This is a genomic window from Quadrisphaera sp. INWT6, assembly GCF_015390235.1.
Classification (GTDB): domain Bacteria; phylum Actinomycetota; class Actinomycetes; order Actinomycetales; family Quadrisphaeraceae; genus Quadrisphaera.
Genome location: NZ_VUOH01000001.1, coordinates 742,977 through 757,537 on the forward strand (window position 1 = coordinate 742,977; position 14,561 = coordinate 757,537).

Annotated in this window: 12 protein-coding genes; 4 read left to right on the forward strand and 8 right to left on the reverse strand. The window is 77.9% G+C overall.

Annotated elements, in window-relative coordinates; all coding sequences use genetic code 11:
- Positions 1 to 2: 2 nt before the first annotated feature.
- Both F1641_RS03320 and F1641_RS03325 read right to left on the reverse strand, forming a co-directional pair.
- Positions 3 to 344 carry a hypothetical protein gene (locus tag F1641_RS03320; protein ID WP_194903002.1) on the reverse strand — a complete coding sequence of 114 codons (342 nt, stop codon included), beginning with the start codon at positions 342 to 344 and terminating at the stop codon, positions 3 to 5.
- Positions 341 to 3,157, reverse strand: a complete 2,817-nt coding sequence (locus F1641_RS03325) for a bifunctional diguanylate cyclase/phosphodiesterase (RefSeq protein WP_194903003.1) — start codon at positions 3,155 to 3,157, stop codon at positions 341 to 343. Before F1641_RS03325 ends, F1641_RS03320 begins: the two co-directional genes overlap by 4 nt.
- Positions 3,158 to 3,241: 84 nt before the next feature.
- Here F1641_RS03325 and F1641_RS03330 point away from each other — a divergent pair, with 84 nt between their 5' ends.
- Complete coding sequence (locus F1641_RS03330; protein ID WP_194903004.1) at positions 3,242 to 4,066, forward strand: class I SAM-dependent methyltransferase; 825 nt, start codon at positions 3,242 to 3,244, stop codon at positions 4,064 to 4,066.
- Between the two features lie 71 nt (positions 4,067 to 4,137).
- Here F1641_RS03330 and F1641_RS03335 read toward each other — a convergent pair whose 3' ends face one another.
- The 6 genes from F1641_RS03335 to F1641_RS22845 form a co-directional block, all read right to left on the reverse strand.
- On the reverse strand, positions 4,138 to 4,341 hold the full coding sequence (locus F1641_RS03335) for a hypothetical protein (RefSeq protein WP_194903005.1): 204 nt from the start codon (positions 4,339 to 4,341) through the stop codon (positions 4,138 to 4,140).
- Positions 4,342 to 4,464: 123 nt separating this feature from the next.
- Positions 4,465 to 5,979, reverse strand: coding sequence for an NAD(P)/FAD-dependent oxidoreductase (locus F1641_RS03340; RefSeq protein ID WP_194903006.1), 1,515 nt, complete (start codon positions 5,977 to 5,979; stop codon positions 4,465 to 4,467).
- A 232-nt stretch (positions 5,980 to 6,211) separates the two neighbouring features.
- Complete coding sequence (locus F1641_RS03345) at positions 6,212 to 7,357, reverse strand: glycosyltransferase family 2 protein (RefSeq protein ID WP_309225349.1); 1,146 nt, start codon at positions 7,355 to 7,357, stop codon at positions 6,212 to 6,214.
- Positions 7,354 to 7,599, reverse strand: a complete 246-nt coding sequence (locus tag F1641_RS03350) for a hypothetical protein (protein ID WP_194903007.1) — start codon at positions 7,597 to 7,599, stop codon at positions 7,354 to 7,356. The genes F1641_RS03345 and F1641_RS03350 overlap by 4 nt, the downstream gene beginning before the upstream one ends.
- Entirely contained in the window at positions 7,587 to 8,204 is a 618-nt protein-coding gene (locus tag F1641_RS22840) for a carotenoid biosynthesis protein (RefSeq protein WP_194903008.1), read from the reverse strand. Before F1641_RS22840 ends, F1641_RS03350 begins: the two co-directional genes overlap by 13 nt.
- Complete coding sequence (locus F1641_RS22845) at positions 8,201 to 8,953, reverse strand: monooxygenase (protein WP_206690419.1); 753 nt, start codon at positions 8,951 to 8,953, stop codon at positions 8,201 to 8,203. Before F1641_RS22845 ends, F1641_RS22840 begins: the two co-directional genes overlap by 4 nt.
- Positions 8,954 to 9,110: 157 nt before the next feature.
- On the opposite strand from F1641_RS22845, the gene F1641_RS03365 reads away from it, so the two are divergent.
- From F1641_RS03365 to F1641_RS03375, 3 genes are all read left to right on the forward strand, one after another.
- Positions 9,111 to 9,632: a DUF6504 family protein gene (locus F1641_RS03365; RefSeq protein WP_194903009.1), complete on the forward strand. Its 522-nt coding sequence runs from the start codon at positions 9,111 to 9,113 to the stop codon at positions 9,630 to 9,632.
- Between the two features lie 57 nt (positions 9,633 to 9,689).
- The gene (locus tag F1641_RS03370; protein WP_194903010.1) at positions 9,690 to 10,091 is read left to right on the forward strand and encodes an SAV_6107 family HEPN domain-containing protein; all 402 of its coding nucleotides are present in this window, start codon (positions 9,690 to 9,692) and stop codon (positions 10,089 to 10,091) included.
- 166 nt (positions 10,092 to 10,257) lie between these two features.
- Positions 10,258 to 14,517 carry a DNA polymerase III subunit alpha gene (locus tag F1641_RS03375; protein WP_194903011.1) on the forward strand — a complete coding sequence of 1,420 codons (4,260 nt, stop codon included), beginning with the start codon at positions 10,258 to 10,260 and terminating at the stop codon, positions 14,515 to 14,517.
- The last annotated feature ends 44 nt before the right edge of the window (positions 14,518 to 14,561 follow it).

The following is a 14,561-nucleotide window of genomic DNA, read 5'->3' on the forward strand; positions in this document are numbered from 1 at the left end:
GCTCAGCCCGGCCAGGGCGAGCAGGGTGATGTCGATCGCGTCGCGCAGCGCCCCGCCCCGCCCCGCGTCTGGTACCGGATGCTGAGGGCGGCGACGGCGCTCACCGCCAGCGCCGGCCAGGCCACGGCGCACGTCAGCGCGACGAGGCGGAGGGGCGCGAGCTGCTCGAGCGCCCCGAGCTGGCCGAGCACGGCGACGACGACCCATGCGGTGGCGGCGGGAGCGATCAGGGCCCAGAACGTCCGCTGGGGCCCCGTGCGCGAGCGGGAGTGCACGACCGCGGCGGTCGCGGCTGCGAGCGCGGCAGCCACTGGCAGCGCGGCGCTGAGGACGAGGGCGCTCATCGCGCCACCTCCGTTCCGGTGGGGCTGGTGGCCCCTGCGGGGTCCGCCGCACGAGGTCCCGGGCCGGGGGTGGCCGCGAGCGCGCCGGTGACGAGGCCTGGCAGGTCGCGGGCGTCCACGGGCGGGGAGAAGTGGTAGCCCTGCCCCGTGGTGCACCCCTGGGCCGCCAGCGCTGCGCGCTGGTGCTCGTGCTCGACGCCCTCGGCCACGGTGGTGAGGTCCAGCATGGCGGCCATGCTGAGGATGGCGTCGACGAGCGAGAGGTCGCCGTCGGCGGTGAGCCGGTCGACGAAGCTCTTGTCGATCTTGAGGATGTCGACCGGCAGGCGGTGCAGGTAGCTCAGCGAGGAGTAGCCGGTGCCGAAGTCGTCGATGGCGAGGCGGACGCCGAGGGCGCGCAGGGCGTTCAGCGTCGCCAGGGTGGTGTCGTCCTGGTCGACGAGCAGGCTCTCGGTCACCTCCAGGACCAGCGAGGTGGCCGGCATGCCGGTCTCGTCCAGCACCGCCACCACCGCCCCCACCAGGTGCGGGTCCTCCAGCTGGTGGCCGGAGAGGTTCACGCTCAGGCGCATCGTCTCCGCCCCCGGCACCTCGGCGCGCCAGGTGGCCACCTGCCCGCAGGCCTCGCGCAGCACGAACGCCCCGATGGCGTCGATCAGTCCCGTGCTCTCGGCGAGGGGGATGAACGAGGCCGGGCTGACCACGCCGCGCTCGGGGTGGTCCCAGCGCACGAGCGCCTCGACGCCCGAGACGCCGCCGTCGCCCATGTCGACCAGGGGTTGGTAGACGACCCGGAACTGGCCCTCGGCGACAACGCGGCGGAGGTCGGCCTCGAGCTGCACGCGGTGGAGCAGCTGGTCGTGCATCTGCGGGTGGTAGAGGGCGTAGCCGCCCTGGCGGGCCGCCTTGGCCTGGTACATGGCCAGGTCGGCGCTGCGCATCAGCTGCTCGGCGTCCCGGCCCGCCGTCGCGGTGCTCGCCAGCCCGATGCTGGTGGCGATGCTCACCTCGACGTCGCGGACGGTGAACGGCCGGCGCACCGCGTCGCAGACGCGCTGCGCGAGGCGCTCGGCGTCCTGCTCGCCAGAGGTCTCGTCGAGGAGCACCGCGAACTCGTCGCCGCCCATGCGGGCCACGGTGTCGCCCTGGCGCACGGCGGCGAGGAGCCGCTCGGCGACCAGCACCAGCAGCTCGTCGCCGGCGCCGTGGCCGAGGGTGTCGTTGACGGCCTTGAAGCCGTCGAGGTCGAGGTAGCACACCTGCACCTCGCTGCGGGAGCCGCGGCTGCGCAGGGCGTGCTCGAGGCGGTCCTTGAAGAGGGCGCGGTTGGGCAGCCCGGTGAGGGCGTCGCTGAACGCCTGGCGGCTCAGCTCCTCCGCGAGCCGCACGGCCTCGGTGACGTCATGGGCGTTGACGACCGTGCCCTGGACGGCGTCGTGCTCGACCAGGCCCGTGAGGGTGGTGTCGAGGGTGAGCGTCCGGCCGGTGGTGTGGCGCACGGACAGCCGCAGGTGCCGAGGGGGCCCGCCAGCGGCGACGGTGCGCAGCACCCGGGCGAGTGCAGCGGGGTCCTCGACGGTCAGGACGTCGGTGACGGGGCGGCCGACCAGCGCCTCGCCCGGGATGCCGGTGGTGCGCTCGGCGGAGGGGCTGGCGTAGGTGACGGCACCGGCGCCGTCGACGACGAGCACCAGGTCGGAACCGTGGACGACCAACGAGGCGAAGCGGCGCTCCTCGCTCGCGACCTGGCGCGTGCGCTCCGTGATCCGCGCACCCAGACCCCGGGTGAGGCGGTCACCGTCGTGCGCCAGGAGGAGGCAGCGCACCAGCAGCAGGGTCAGCACGGTCACGTGCAACCACGAGGACGCGGGGCCCGCCTGCTGGCCGCTGACCGCCGCGGGGGCGGCCGAGGCGAGGGCGAGCAGCGCGGCGGCGCACGGCAGCGCGCCCCCGCTCAGCACCGGACGGTCGTCCACCGCTGCCGCGCCGTCCCGGCCCGGGCGGTGTCCCGCTGCCGCAGCCATCAGCGCCATGGACGTGAGCCAGGCCCAGGCCGTCACGTCGTCCCAGCGAGGGTCGCCGCGCAGGACGGTGACGGCGGCCCCGACGTCACCGAGGACCAGGGTGGCGGCGGCGGCGCAGACCGTGACGAGGCGGGGGTCCCGCCCGCGCGTGCGGACGCCGGTGTGGATCGCGACGGCCGCCACGAGGAGCTCCGCGGTGACGGCCACCACGGCGGGTGCCGAGGCGTGCACGCCGCTGGTGGCCGCGGAGGGGGAGAGGGACAGGTGCCACACCACCGAGCAGCCGACGGCCGTCAGCAGCGCGCTGTCGAGGGCGTCGCGCAGGACGCCCGAGGTGGTGTTCGACCTCGACAGGAGCAGGGCGAAGGCGGCGGTCCCCGTGGCGACCGTCGTGACGAGGAGCACCCAGCCCAGCCGAGACGCACCATCGCTGACGACCAGCTCGGCCGACCAGCTGCGCCAGTCGATCAGCACGGCGTTGGTGCCCCAGGTCAGCACACCCGCGCAGATCAGCGCCCACGCCCACCGGTCGGCGCCGGTGCGCCACCGCAGGCTCAGGAGTCCTGCGCCCACGGCGCACGCGACGGCGACCGGAAGCCCGACCGCGACGACCGCGTCGGCAGCAGGCGTGCCGCGGGACAGCGTCCAGGCCGCTGTCCACGTCAGGACGAGGGCAGCGGCGACGAGGAGCGCGACGTGGTCGCGGACCCTCCGCACCGCAGTGGTCTTCAGCACGAGGTCGTATCGATGATCACGGGGGCCGACTTGAGGACGCTTCCTGGTGATCACCCGAGAGCGGGGCGCACGGTGTCGCCGATCTCGCCTTCTGAGACGGTGTTCCGGTATGTGGGACAAGACGGGCATGCTGGCTCCATGAGCGCCTACACGCACGGCCACGCGGAACCGGTCCTGGCCTCCCACCGCTGGCGCACCGCGGAGAACTCCTGCGGGTACCTGCTGCCGGAGCTGCGGGCGGGGCTCGACCTGTTGGACCTCGGGTGCGGCCCGGGCACCATCACCGCCGACCTGGCGCAGCGCGTCGCTCCGGGGCGCGTCGTCGGGCTCGACGCCGCCGCCGCGGTGCTCGGTGAGGCGGCGTCGCTGGCCGCGGCGCGCGGGGTGGACGTCGAGTGGGTGGTCGGTGACGCGCTGGCCCTGCCCTACGGCGACGCCTCCTTCGACGTCGTCCACGCCCACCAGGTGCTGCAGCACGTGGCCGACCCCGTCGCCGTGCTGCGCGAGGCGGCGCGCGTGCTGCGACCCGGCGGGCTGCTGGCCGTCCGCGACGTCGACTACGCCGCCACCACCTGGTACCCGCCGGACGCCGGGCTCGACGCGTGGCTGGAGCTGTACGGGACGGTCGCGCGCGGCAACGGCGGTGAGCCGGACGCCGGGCGCCGCCTGCTGGCGTGGGCCCGCGCCGCGGGCCTGGGCGGCGGCGGCACGAGCGGTGCGGGCGGTGGGATCAGCTCCAGCGCGTCGGCGTGGTGCTACGCCTCACCGGCGGAGCGGGAGTGGTGGGGCACCTCGTGGGCCGGTCGCGCGACGGCCTCCGCCTTCGCGGATCACGCCCTGGCCAGCGGCGCGGCGAGCGCTGAGCAGCTGGACGGCGTCGCCGCCGCGTGGCGGCGCTGGGCGGCGTCGGAGGACGGGTGGATCGCGCTGCTCCACGGCGAGCTGCTGGTCCGGATGCCCTGAGCCGCTGCTCGACCCGCCGGCCCGGCGGTGCCCTGCGGGGTCGGGTCGGCGGGCCGGGCCAGCGGGGTCGGTCAGCGGGTCCAGGCGGTGGCGTCCGCGGCGTGCTGGAACGCCTCCGCCGGGGTGGTGTCGGGGTGGGCGTCAGCGCGCACCAGCTCGCGGGCGGGCAGCGGTCCGCCGGGGCGCAGGGCGCGCTCGAGCCAGGAGGCGGCGACGACCACGGTGGCCCCCAGGCCGACCACGCCGGCGACGTTCAGCAGAGCGGTGGTGTCCACGACGGACCTCTTCTCGGTGGGCGGCCCGGACGGTCGCTGTGCCGCGGAGATCGACACCGGCGGACCCGCGCTGCAGCGCCGCGCGGGTGGTCCACCTGGACGGCCGTCGCCCGGCGGGAGACCTCAGGCGGCGCCGACGAGACCGGCCGCGATCGCCGCCGACGCCAGCACGAGGGGGATCCCCCCGCCGGGGTGGCTCGAGCCGCCCACCAGCAGCAGCCCGGGCACGGGGGAGCGGTTGGCAGGGCGCAGGAACGCGGCGCGCGCCCCGTTGCTCGAGGAGCCGTAGATGGACCCGCCGAGGCTGCCGGTGGCCGCCTCGAGGTCGGCCGGCGTGCGCACCTCGCGGTGCAGCACCCGCCCGCGGACGTCGAGGCCGCGGCGCGCCATGACGTCGAGCACGTGGTCGGCGTAGGCGTCCGCGAGGCCGGGCGCGCTCCAGTCGACACCGGCGCGGGGGTCGTGGGGGGCGTGCCGCGGGGCGTTGACCAGCACGAACCAGGCCTCGGCGTCGTCGTGCGGCCGCAGCGCCGGGTCGTCGGGGGCGCTGACGTAGACGGCCGGGTCCGGGACGGCGCTGGGACGCCCGCGGCGTCGTCCTGCACCGAAGACGGCGTCGAACTCGTCGTCGTACCCGCCGCGGGCCAGGTCCGGGAACAGCACGGTGTGGTGCGCGAGGTCCGGCGTGCGGCCCTGCAGCGCGAGGAGCAGCACCACGCCGCTCAGCGACGGCGTGGTCGCGGCCAGGGCCGCTCGCGCGCCGCGGGTCCGCGCCGCCGACGCGCGGGGGAGCAGGGGGCGGTGTCCGGGCGGGGTGCGCACGCCGTACAGCGCCGCGGCGTCGGCGTTGGCCACGACGACGTCGGCGGGCAGGCGGCGCCCGTCGGCGAGCCGCACGCCGGCGGCCCGGCCCCCTTCCAGGAGGACCTCGTCCACCCGCGCCCCCGTGAGCAGCCGCGCCCCGCGCTGGCGGGCCCGGTCGGCGACGGCGTCGACCACGCGCCGCAGGCCCCCCGGGGTGTACCAGGAGCCCCCGGTCAGCTCCAGGTGCAGCACCGAGGCCAGGGCCGCGGGCGCGCGGCGCGGGTCGGAGCCGGTGTAGGTGGCCATCCTGTCGACCAGCGCGACGTGGCGGGGGTCGTCGAGGTGGGCCTCGGCCAGGGCGCGCAGCGAGGTGCCGGGGGCGATGGTCGCGACGTCGCGCAGCCCCCCGCGGCGCGCGGCCAGGCCCGCGAGCGTGCGCGGGCCGTCGAGCGGCGAGCTGAGGAAGGGGCCCTCGGTGACGTCCCAGATGCGGCGCGCGCGGTCCAGGAGGCGCCGCCAGCCGGGGCCGAGGTCGTCGGACAGGTGCAGGCGGGAGCCGTCGGTGAAGCGGTGGTCGGTGGGGCCGACGGGGCGCAGCTCGAGGCTGCGCTCGAGGGGGGCACCGGTCGCGGCGAACAGGCGGCGGAGCTGGTCGGGCCAGGTCAGCAGGCTCGGGCCGGTGTCGTAGGCGAAGCCCTCGTGCTCGAACCAGCCGAGCTTGCCGCCGACGGTCTCCGCCTGCTCGCAGACGGTGACGTCGTGCCCGAGGGCGGCCAGGCGCGCGGCCGCCGCGAGCCCGCCCAGGCCCGCACCCACGACGACGACCCGGGCCACGCACGCCACGGTAGGCGGCCCCCACCTGAGTGGCACGGGGTGGCCCTGCGCCAGTAGGAGTGGCACGGGGTGGCCCTGCACCATTCCCGGAGTGGTGCAGATCCCCCCAGGGGCGGCCCGGGGCCCCGGTGGAGCGGCTCGGGCACCGCGACGGCGGAGTCCAGGGCCAGACCGGGGCCCGTCCTGACCCTGGACTCCGCCGTCGCGGGTCGGGTGGGCGCGCCAGGAGCCGTCAGGGCAGGGAGCGGCCCTTCCACGCCAGGCCGCCGGCGCGCCGCAGCCGCCACGAGCGCACGACCAGCGAGCCCAGGACGACGACGGACGCCGGGTGCCCCAGCGCGTCGGGCCAGGCCCGGCCGCCGGTGCGCCGGGCCGCCACCACGCGGGAGGCCACCGCCGCGGCCCACCCCAGCAGCCCCGCGCGGGAGCCGCCCAGGGCCGCCAGCGGCGGGACCACGAACGCCAGGAGCAGACCCGCCACCAGCCCCGCGGCCGCGGCCGGCGAGCCGGTGGCCGACCACAGCGACTTCGCGTACCCGTCGCGCAGCGCGGGCCAGCCGTCGTACATCCGGCAGGTGGCCAGGTGCGTCCCGTCGGCCACGCCGCCGCGACCCCCCGCGGCCTTGACGGCCCGGACCAGCGCGACGTCGTCCAGCACCTCGGCCCGCACCGCCGCGAACCCGCCGGCCCGTCGCAGCGCCGCGGCGTCGAGGGCCATCAGCTGCCCGTTCGCCGCGGACAGCGACGGCCGCGGGGAGCGCTCGGCCAGGCGCAGCGGCAGCGTGGCGAGCCAGCTCCACTGCAGCAGCGGCTGGACCAGCCGCTCCGCCACCGTCAGCGCCACCTGCCGCGGGTAGGGGCTGACCAGGTCGAGTCCGTGGCGGCGCAGCAGGTCGACGGAGGCCGCCAGGGCGTGCGGGGCCAGCCGCACGTCGGCGTCCAGGCACACCAGCACCGGTCCCCTCGCCGCGGCCGCGAGCTGGTGCAGGGCGTGCGGCTTGCCGAGCCAGCCGGGTGGCAGGGGCCCGCCGGCGAGGAGCCGCACCCGCACGTCGTCGTCGGCCACCTCCCGCACCTCGGCGGCCGTGCCGTCGGTGGAGCCGTCGTCGAGGACGAGCACCTCCAGGTCCGGCACCCCGGTGCTCGCGAGCACCGCCCGCAGGCACGGGCCGACCTGACCGGCCTCGTCGCGCACGGGCAGCAGCACGCTGACCCGCTCGGCCACCGCCGGGGGAGCGGCCAGCGGCCGCCGCAGCAGCGCGGCGTTCACCGCGGTGTGACCGGCGACGACGACGGCGGCCGCGCTCCCCGCCCGCACCACCCAGCGCCGAGCGGCGCTCGTCGGGCTGCTCGTCGGGCTGCTCGCAGGGCTGCTCACGGCCGCGGCGGCCGCAGCACCCGGAGCAGCGCCGGCGCCGCGACCACGCCCATCACCACGAACACCCACAGCCCCGCCCACGGGCGGCCGAAGAAGGCCACGCCGGCCAGCGCCGAGCCGAGCCAGGTCCACCCCAGCAGCAGCGCCGGGGCGCCGGCGCCCACGGCGGCGCTCGCGGGGACCCCCGGACGGACCCCGCGGGGCACGGCCGCGTGCAGCAGCGCCTGGATCACCAGCGCCACCAGCACCCACCCGCGTAGTTGGTCAGGGGGATGCCGGGGATCCCGGGCAGCGCGGGAGCGGGGTCCGCCCAGGCCCAGTGCCCGGCCTCGACCATCTGCGGGTCGAGGGAGAGGTCCCACGCGGCCAGCGCCCACGCGCCCAGCGGCACCGCCACCCACGCCGGCACGGGCCCGAAGCGGGCGCGCAGCAGGTCGACGACGGCGCGGCCCGCCAGCAGCGTCGGCCAGGCCATCATCAGCCAGGCGGCGGGCACCACGGCGGGCACGCCGAGCACCTGCGGGCCGAGAGTCCCGGCGTAGGCGTACTCCCCGAACGGGAAGCCGGTGCTCACGCCGACGGCCTCGGCGACCAGGCCGACGCCCCCGGCGCCGACCAGCAGCGCGACGACGGCGCGCACGCCGTGGGTGGCCCCCGCGCTGACCAGCGACGCCGCGGCGAAGAGCAGCACCGACGCGAGCGTGGCGGTCGTCAGCGCCCGTCCGGACAGCAGCGGGTAGGTGACCTGCACGAGCACCGCGGCGGAGGCCAGGGCGAGGGCCGCCAGCCGGCCCGCGGCGGCGGCGCTGCCGGCGCGGGAGCCCGCGACGGTGGCGGGGGTGCTCACGGCGCGGTCCCCCGGTAGGTGCCGGCCAGGTCGCGGACGGCGAACCGGGCGAAGAGCTCCTCGGCGTACCAGCCCTCGCGGGCGGTCCGCTCGACGACGTCGCGGTGGGCGGCGCGGCGGTGGGCGAAGTCGCGCAGGGAGGCGGCGTCGTCCCAGAGGCTGAAGGTGCCCTGCAGGCCGACCGGCGCCTCGCCGATGCCGACCGCCAGCCGCATCCCGGGCACCTGCTGCAGGTCGGTGGAGACCGGGGGCACCGCGCGCCAGAAGGCCCTGCCCCGGCCGAGGCGGATGCGCGCCCGGGTGATGCTCGCGACGGGACCGCTCGCGCTCGCGCTGGCGCGGCGCGGCTCGGGCTCGCCGAAGGGGGCCCGGCCCGACCAGCGGCCGCGCGCGGCCACCGGCACCATCTCGACGCGCAGCCGCTCGTGGGCCAGGCGGTCCCACGCCGCCACGGCGGGGGAGCGCTCGAACGCCGCGGCGTCGGCGGGGTCGTCCCAGGTGGTGAGGACCGCCCAGTGCCCCGGGTCGGCGTCGCGGGGGGTGAAGGTGCGCCCGTCGCCGGTGCCCAGCAGCTTCCAGAAGCGGGCGGGGCTCGTGCGCAGGTTGCGGCGGTCCAGCGCCATCCGCGCGACGGCGAGCGGGACCGCGCAACGGGCCACGCCCCACACGTGGAGCACGACGACGGCGGGGACGGGCTCGGGCGCGGACCCGGAGGGGGCGGCCGGGACGGCGGGAGCGGTGTCGGCCACGCCAGCACGGTAACCGGCGGGCGCCCGCCACCGCCCGGCGCGCCCGGGCCGCTCCTGGGCCGCCCCCGGGCCGCCCCCCTGACCGACCACGGCCGGACACCCGGACGTCACCGCAGGTGGGAGGGCGTTGTCAGTGGTGGGTGGCAGCGTCCTCGCCATGAGCAGCGGGTTGACGGCGGGAGTGGTGGACGGTTCACTGCTCCTGTCGAACACGCGTTCGACAGAGGTGGCCGCGGTCACCGGGGAGGGGAAGCCCCGGGGCCGCGCCGCCGCCACTCCCGGAGGAGGAGACGTGGGGCGGGTCGTCGACGAGGTGGTGCACGTCAAGGTGGGGGCCGCGGGGGCGCCGGAGGCGTTCGTCCGGCGCGGCCAGCTGTACGTGGTCCGCGAGGTGCTGGCCAGCTGGAGCGCCCGCCTGCCGTGGTGGCAGGGGGTCGCGGCACGGGCCCTGCGCGGAGACGCCGTCGAGGTCTCGGGCTCCAGCGCCCTGGCGCCCCGCCCCCGGGCCGGCGACGACGCCCGCCGCGGGCCCGCGGCCGACGAGCAGGTCTGGCGCGTGGTCGCCAGCCGGGGCTTCGCCGCGGAGCCCGGCACGTTCGAGCTGGCGGTCTCACCGGGGGCCCCGGAGCCCGCCGGGGGTGGCGAGGGTGCCTGGCGCCTCGTCCGGGTGGTCGACTGACGTGGCCACCTCTCGCACCGCCCCCCGCACCGCCGGACCGGCCGTCCTGCCCGCCCCGTGCCGCAGGCCGCCCTCGAGCTGGTCGGGCGGGCCTGCACGGGCCTCGTCGAGGCCTCCGCCGCGAGCGACCCGTCGGAGCGGTTCGTGCTCGCCCACCTCGCCGCGCTGCGCGCCGGCGCCGCCGTCGTGGCCACCCGCGAGGTGCCCCGCGCCCGGCGCCGCGGCCCGGTGAGCGTGTGGGACGCGCTGCTCGCCCTCGCCCCCGAGCTGGAGGGGTGGGTGCGGGTCTTCGCCAGCGCTGCGGAGCGCCGCGCCGCCGTCGAGGCCGGGCGCGGTGCCCCCGTGGGGGCCCGCGAGGCCGACGAGCACCTCGACCGCGCCGAGGTGTTCGCCTCCGTCGTCGCCGACCTCCTCGGGGCGCGCCCGCCGGCCCGCGTCCTGCCGCTCGCCGCCTCCTGAGGGTCGTCCGCCCGCCGGTTGCTCCGGGCGGGTGAGTCCGCCCCCCTCCCTCGCTACCTCCGCGGCGGGGCGGTAGCGTCGGCAGCAGTCGAACACCAGTTCGACCGGGTGACCTCCCCCACCCGCCGGACCCGGGTGCCTCCGGGTGGCAGGAGGGGGCGGCGCTGTGAGCGACCCGTCATCGGTCAGGGCGTTCACGCACCTGCACGTGGCCTCGGGGTGGTCGCTGCAGCACGGCACCGACACCCCCGCGGCCCTGGTCGACAGGGCCGCCGCCGACGGCCAGCGCGCCCTCGCCCTCACCGACCGCGACGGGCTGCGGGGCGCGGTCAAGCACGTCGTCGCCTGCGCGCAGGCGGGGCTGGTGCCCGTCCTCGGGATGGACCTCGCCGTCGAGCTCCCCGGTGCTGGCGGCCGGGGTGCCAGCAGAGCCCGGACCCCGGTCCGCGGGGGAGCGGAGGTCGACGCCCGGCTGCCCCGCGTCGTCGTCCTGGCCCACGGCAGCACCGCGGCCCGGTCCGCGGGCTGGGCGCCGGAGCCGGGCGAGGAGGCCCCGCCGCCCGGCGCCGGCTGGTCGCGGCTGTGCCGGCTGTCCACCGCGGCGCACACCCGCGGGGAGGCCCCCGGCTCGCCCACCGCCGTCGGCGGCCGGCGCGGCACCCCCGTCGCCACCCTCGAGGAGGTCGCCGAGCACGCCGTCGACCCGGCCACCGGCGCCCCGGCGCTCACCGTGCTGCTCGGGCCCGACAGCGACGTCGGCCGCGCGCTGCTGGCCCGCCGCCCCGACACCGCCCGCGCGCTGCTGGCCCGCTGGTACTCCGCGCTGCCCCTGGGCTGCCTGGCCGTCGAGGTGGTCTGCCACCTCGGGCCGGAGGGCACCCCGGGCAGCCTCGGGCACGCCGCCCGCACCCTGGCGTTGGCCCGGGAGGCCGGCGTCCCCGCCGTGCTCACCAACGCCGTGCGCCACGCCGGGCCCGAGGGCGCCGCGGTCGCCGACGTCCTCGACGCCGCCCGCCGCCTGGTGCCGCTCGGCCACCGCCACCTCGACAGGACCACCGGCCACGGCTGGCTCAAGCCCGCCGCAGCGATGCGCGACCTCGCCGAGCGGGTCGCCGCCGCCGCCGGCGCCCCCCGGGCCCACGAGGCCGGCGGCGCCGCCGAGCTGCTGGCGGCCACCGAGCGCCTCGCCGCCCGCTGCCACCTCGACCCCCGCGCCGACCTCGGCGTCGGCGCCGTGCACCTGCCCGAGCCGTGGCTGGTGGCCGGCCCCGCCGTCCGCACCGTCGCCGACGCCGGCGCGGTGCTGCGCGCCCGCTGCGAGGGCGCCGTCCACACCCGCTACCCCGGTGCGTCGCTGGCGCACCTGCAGCGCGTGCGGCAGCGGATGGACGAGGAGCTGGCCACCATCGACGCCCTGGGCTTCCCCACCTACTTCCTCACCGTCGCCGAGGTCTGCGACCTGACCCGCCGCCTCGGGGTGCGCGTGGCCGCCCGCGGCTCCGGCGCCGGCAGCCTGGTCAACCACCTGATCGGCATCTCCGGCGTCGAGCCGCTCGCCCACGGGCTGCTCATGGAGCGCTTCCTCACCACCGCCCGCGTGGAGCTGCCCGACATCGACGTCGACGTCGAGTCGGCTCGCCGCACCGAGGTGTACGACGCCGTGCTGGAGCGCTTCGGCGCCGACCGCGTCGCCGCCGTCTCCATGACCGACACCTACCGGGTGCGCCACGCCGTCCGCGACGTCGGCGCCGCCCTCGGCATGCCGCCCGGCGAGGTCGACGCCATCGCCAAGGCGTTCCCGCACCTGCGCGCCCGCGACGTGCGCCACGCCCTGCGCGACCTGCCCGAGCTGCGCGCCTCCGGCCTGGCCGACGCCCGCCTCGACCTGCTCTACGACCTGGTCGAGGGCCTCGACGGCCTGCCCCGCCACACCGCGCTGCACCCGTGCGGGGTGCTCCTGTCCGACGCGACCCTGCTCGACCGCACGCCGGTGCAGCCCAGCGCCACGAGCTTCCCCATGAGCTCCTTCGACAAGGACGACGTCGAGGTGATGGGCCTGCTCAAGCTCGACGTGCTCGGCATCCGGATGCAGTCGGCGTTCGCGCACGCCGCCCGCGAGGTGGAGCGCACCACCGGGGAGCGCGTCGACCTCGACGCCCTGCCCCTCGACGACGAGGACGCCTTCCGCCTGGTCCGCTCCACCCGCACCCTGGGCTGCTTCCAGATCGAGTCGCCCGGTCAGCGCGAGCTGGTGGGCAAGTTCGCCCCGCAGGACTTCGCCGACCTCGTCATCGACATCTCCCTGTTCCGGCCCGGGCCGGTGAAGTCCGACATGGTCACCCCGTTCCTGCGCGCCCGGCAGGGCTGGGCCGCCCCCGACCTGCTGCACCCGCGGCTGCGCACCGCGCTCGAGGAGACGTGCGGCGTCGTCGTCTTCCACGAGCAGGTGCTGAAGATCGTCGCCGAGACCGCCGGGGTGAGCCTCACCCAGGCCGACGAGGTGCGCCGCGCCCTGGGCACCCGCGACGGACAGGCCGAGGTCGCCGCGTGGTGGCGCCCGCAGGCGCTGGCCGCGGGGTTCGCCCCCGCCGACGTCGACAGGATCTGGGACGTCCTCGCCGCGTTCGCCTCGTTCGGGTTCTGCAAGGCCCACGCCGCGGCGTTCGCGCTGCCCACGTACCAGTCGGCGTGGTTCAAGGCCCACTGGCCCGCGCACTTCCTGGCCGGGGTGCTCACCCACGACCCGGGCATGTACCCCAAGCGCCTGATCCTCGACGACGCCCGCACCCTGGGCATCGCCGTCCTGCCGCTCGACGTCAACGCCTCGACGGGGGAGTACCGCGTCGAGGCCGTCGACCGGGCTGACGGGTGGGTCGGTGCTGCGGGCGGGGCGACGGCGCCCGCGGCGCGGCGGGCGGTGGGCGCCGTGCACTCCCGGGTGCCCGACCCCGCCTACCGGGTCGACGCCGCCGTGCCCGACGGCAGCGCCTGGGGCATCCGCCTGTCGCTGGCCGAGGTGAAGGGCATCAGCGACGCCGAGGTCGCCCGCGTCGTGGCCGGTCAGCCGTACCACTCCCTGGCCGACCTGTGGCACCGCGCGCGGCCCTCCCGCCCGGTGCTGGAGCGGCTCGTGCTCACCGGCGCCCTCGACGAGACCTGCGGCCTCGGAGCGGGCGGGGTGGTCAGCGGCCCTGCGCGGCGCGGTGCCCTCACCCGCCGCGACCTGCTGCTGCAGGTCGCCGACCTCGACCGCCACACCCGGGCCCTGGAGCGCGGCGTCCCCCGGTCGGCGCGCCGCCCCTCCGCGCCCCCCTCCCGCCGTGATCATGGGAGTCCGCCACCCCCGCCCGAGGTCCAGCTCGCCCTCGACCTCGGCGACGCCCCGAACGAGGTCGAGCCGTCGGGCCTGCCCGAGATGACCGCCGCGGAGCGGGTGCGCACCGAGCTGGAGGTCCTGGGGCTCGACGCCAGCCAGCACGTCATCACCGCCTACGCGCCGATGCTCGACGCGCTCGGCGTCGTCAGGTCCGCCGACCTGCGCATCCGGAGGGCGCCCTCGGAGGTGCTGGTGGCGGGCGTGAAGGTGGCCACCCAGACCCCGCCCATCAGGTCCGGGCGGCGCGTCGTCTTCCTCACCCTCGACGACTCCACCGGACCCGTCGACGCCACCTTCTTCGAGGACGCCCAGGGCCCGTACGCCTCCACCGTGTTCGGCTCGTGGCTGCTGGTGGTGCGGGGCGAGCTGCGGCGCACCGGTCCGCGCGGGGTGTCGCTGCGGGCCACCGGCGCGTGGGCGGTGCCGGCGCTGTGGCGGGTCTGGTCCGAGCACGGCGTCGAGGGCGTGCACCGCGTCATGGGCTGGTCAGCCCGCTGCTGGCTACGGGGCCAGCGCCGTGGCGGGAGCTGCCGCGTCGCGGTCGAGCCGACCCGTCATGGCCCCTCCGCCCGTCGGCGTGGTCGGGCAGGGCCGCGACGACGGCGCCGTGCCCGGCATCGACGCCGGGCGCTCCGGCCCCGGACAGCGCGACGAGCGCTCCGCGGGGGCGGCGTCGCGGGAGGCGGCGGCTCAGGAGGCCGCCCACACCGCGGCGGCCTCCGCGGGCCTGCCGGTCGGGGACCGGCCCGAGCTGCCCGGCCGCTCCGGCGGCATGGGCGGTGGCTCGCCGCGGCGGGTGTTCGTGCACGCCAGCGGGTTCATGCTCTCGCCGTACGCCGACATCGCCCCGCCGGGCGGCGACACCCGCAACACCCGGACTCCGCCGCGGGCGCCGCCGCCGGTGCCGCCGAGGAGTCCGAGCGGGAGCTGGAGCGCTCCGCCGACGACGCCCTCGGCGACCTCCTCGACGCCGAGCGCTCCGCGGGCGCCTCCGGCCGCGGGGCTCCCCGCAAGTTGTGGCACTCCAGCTCCGGGAGCGCCGGGTGGTGACCCCCTCCCTCCCCGCAGCCGAGCGCCTCGTTGCGGTTCCCGGG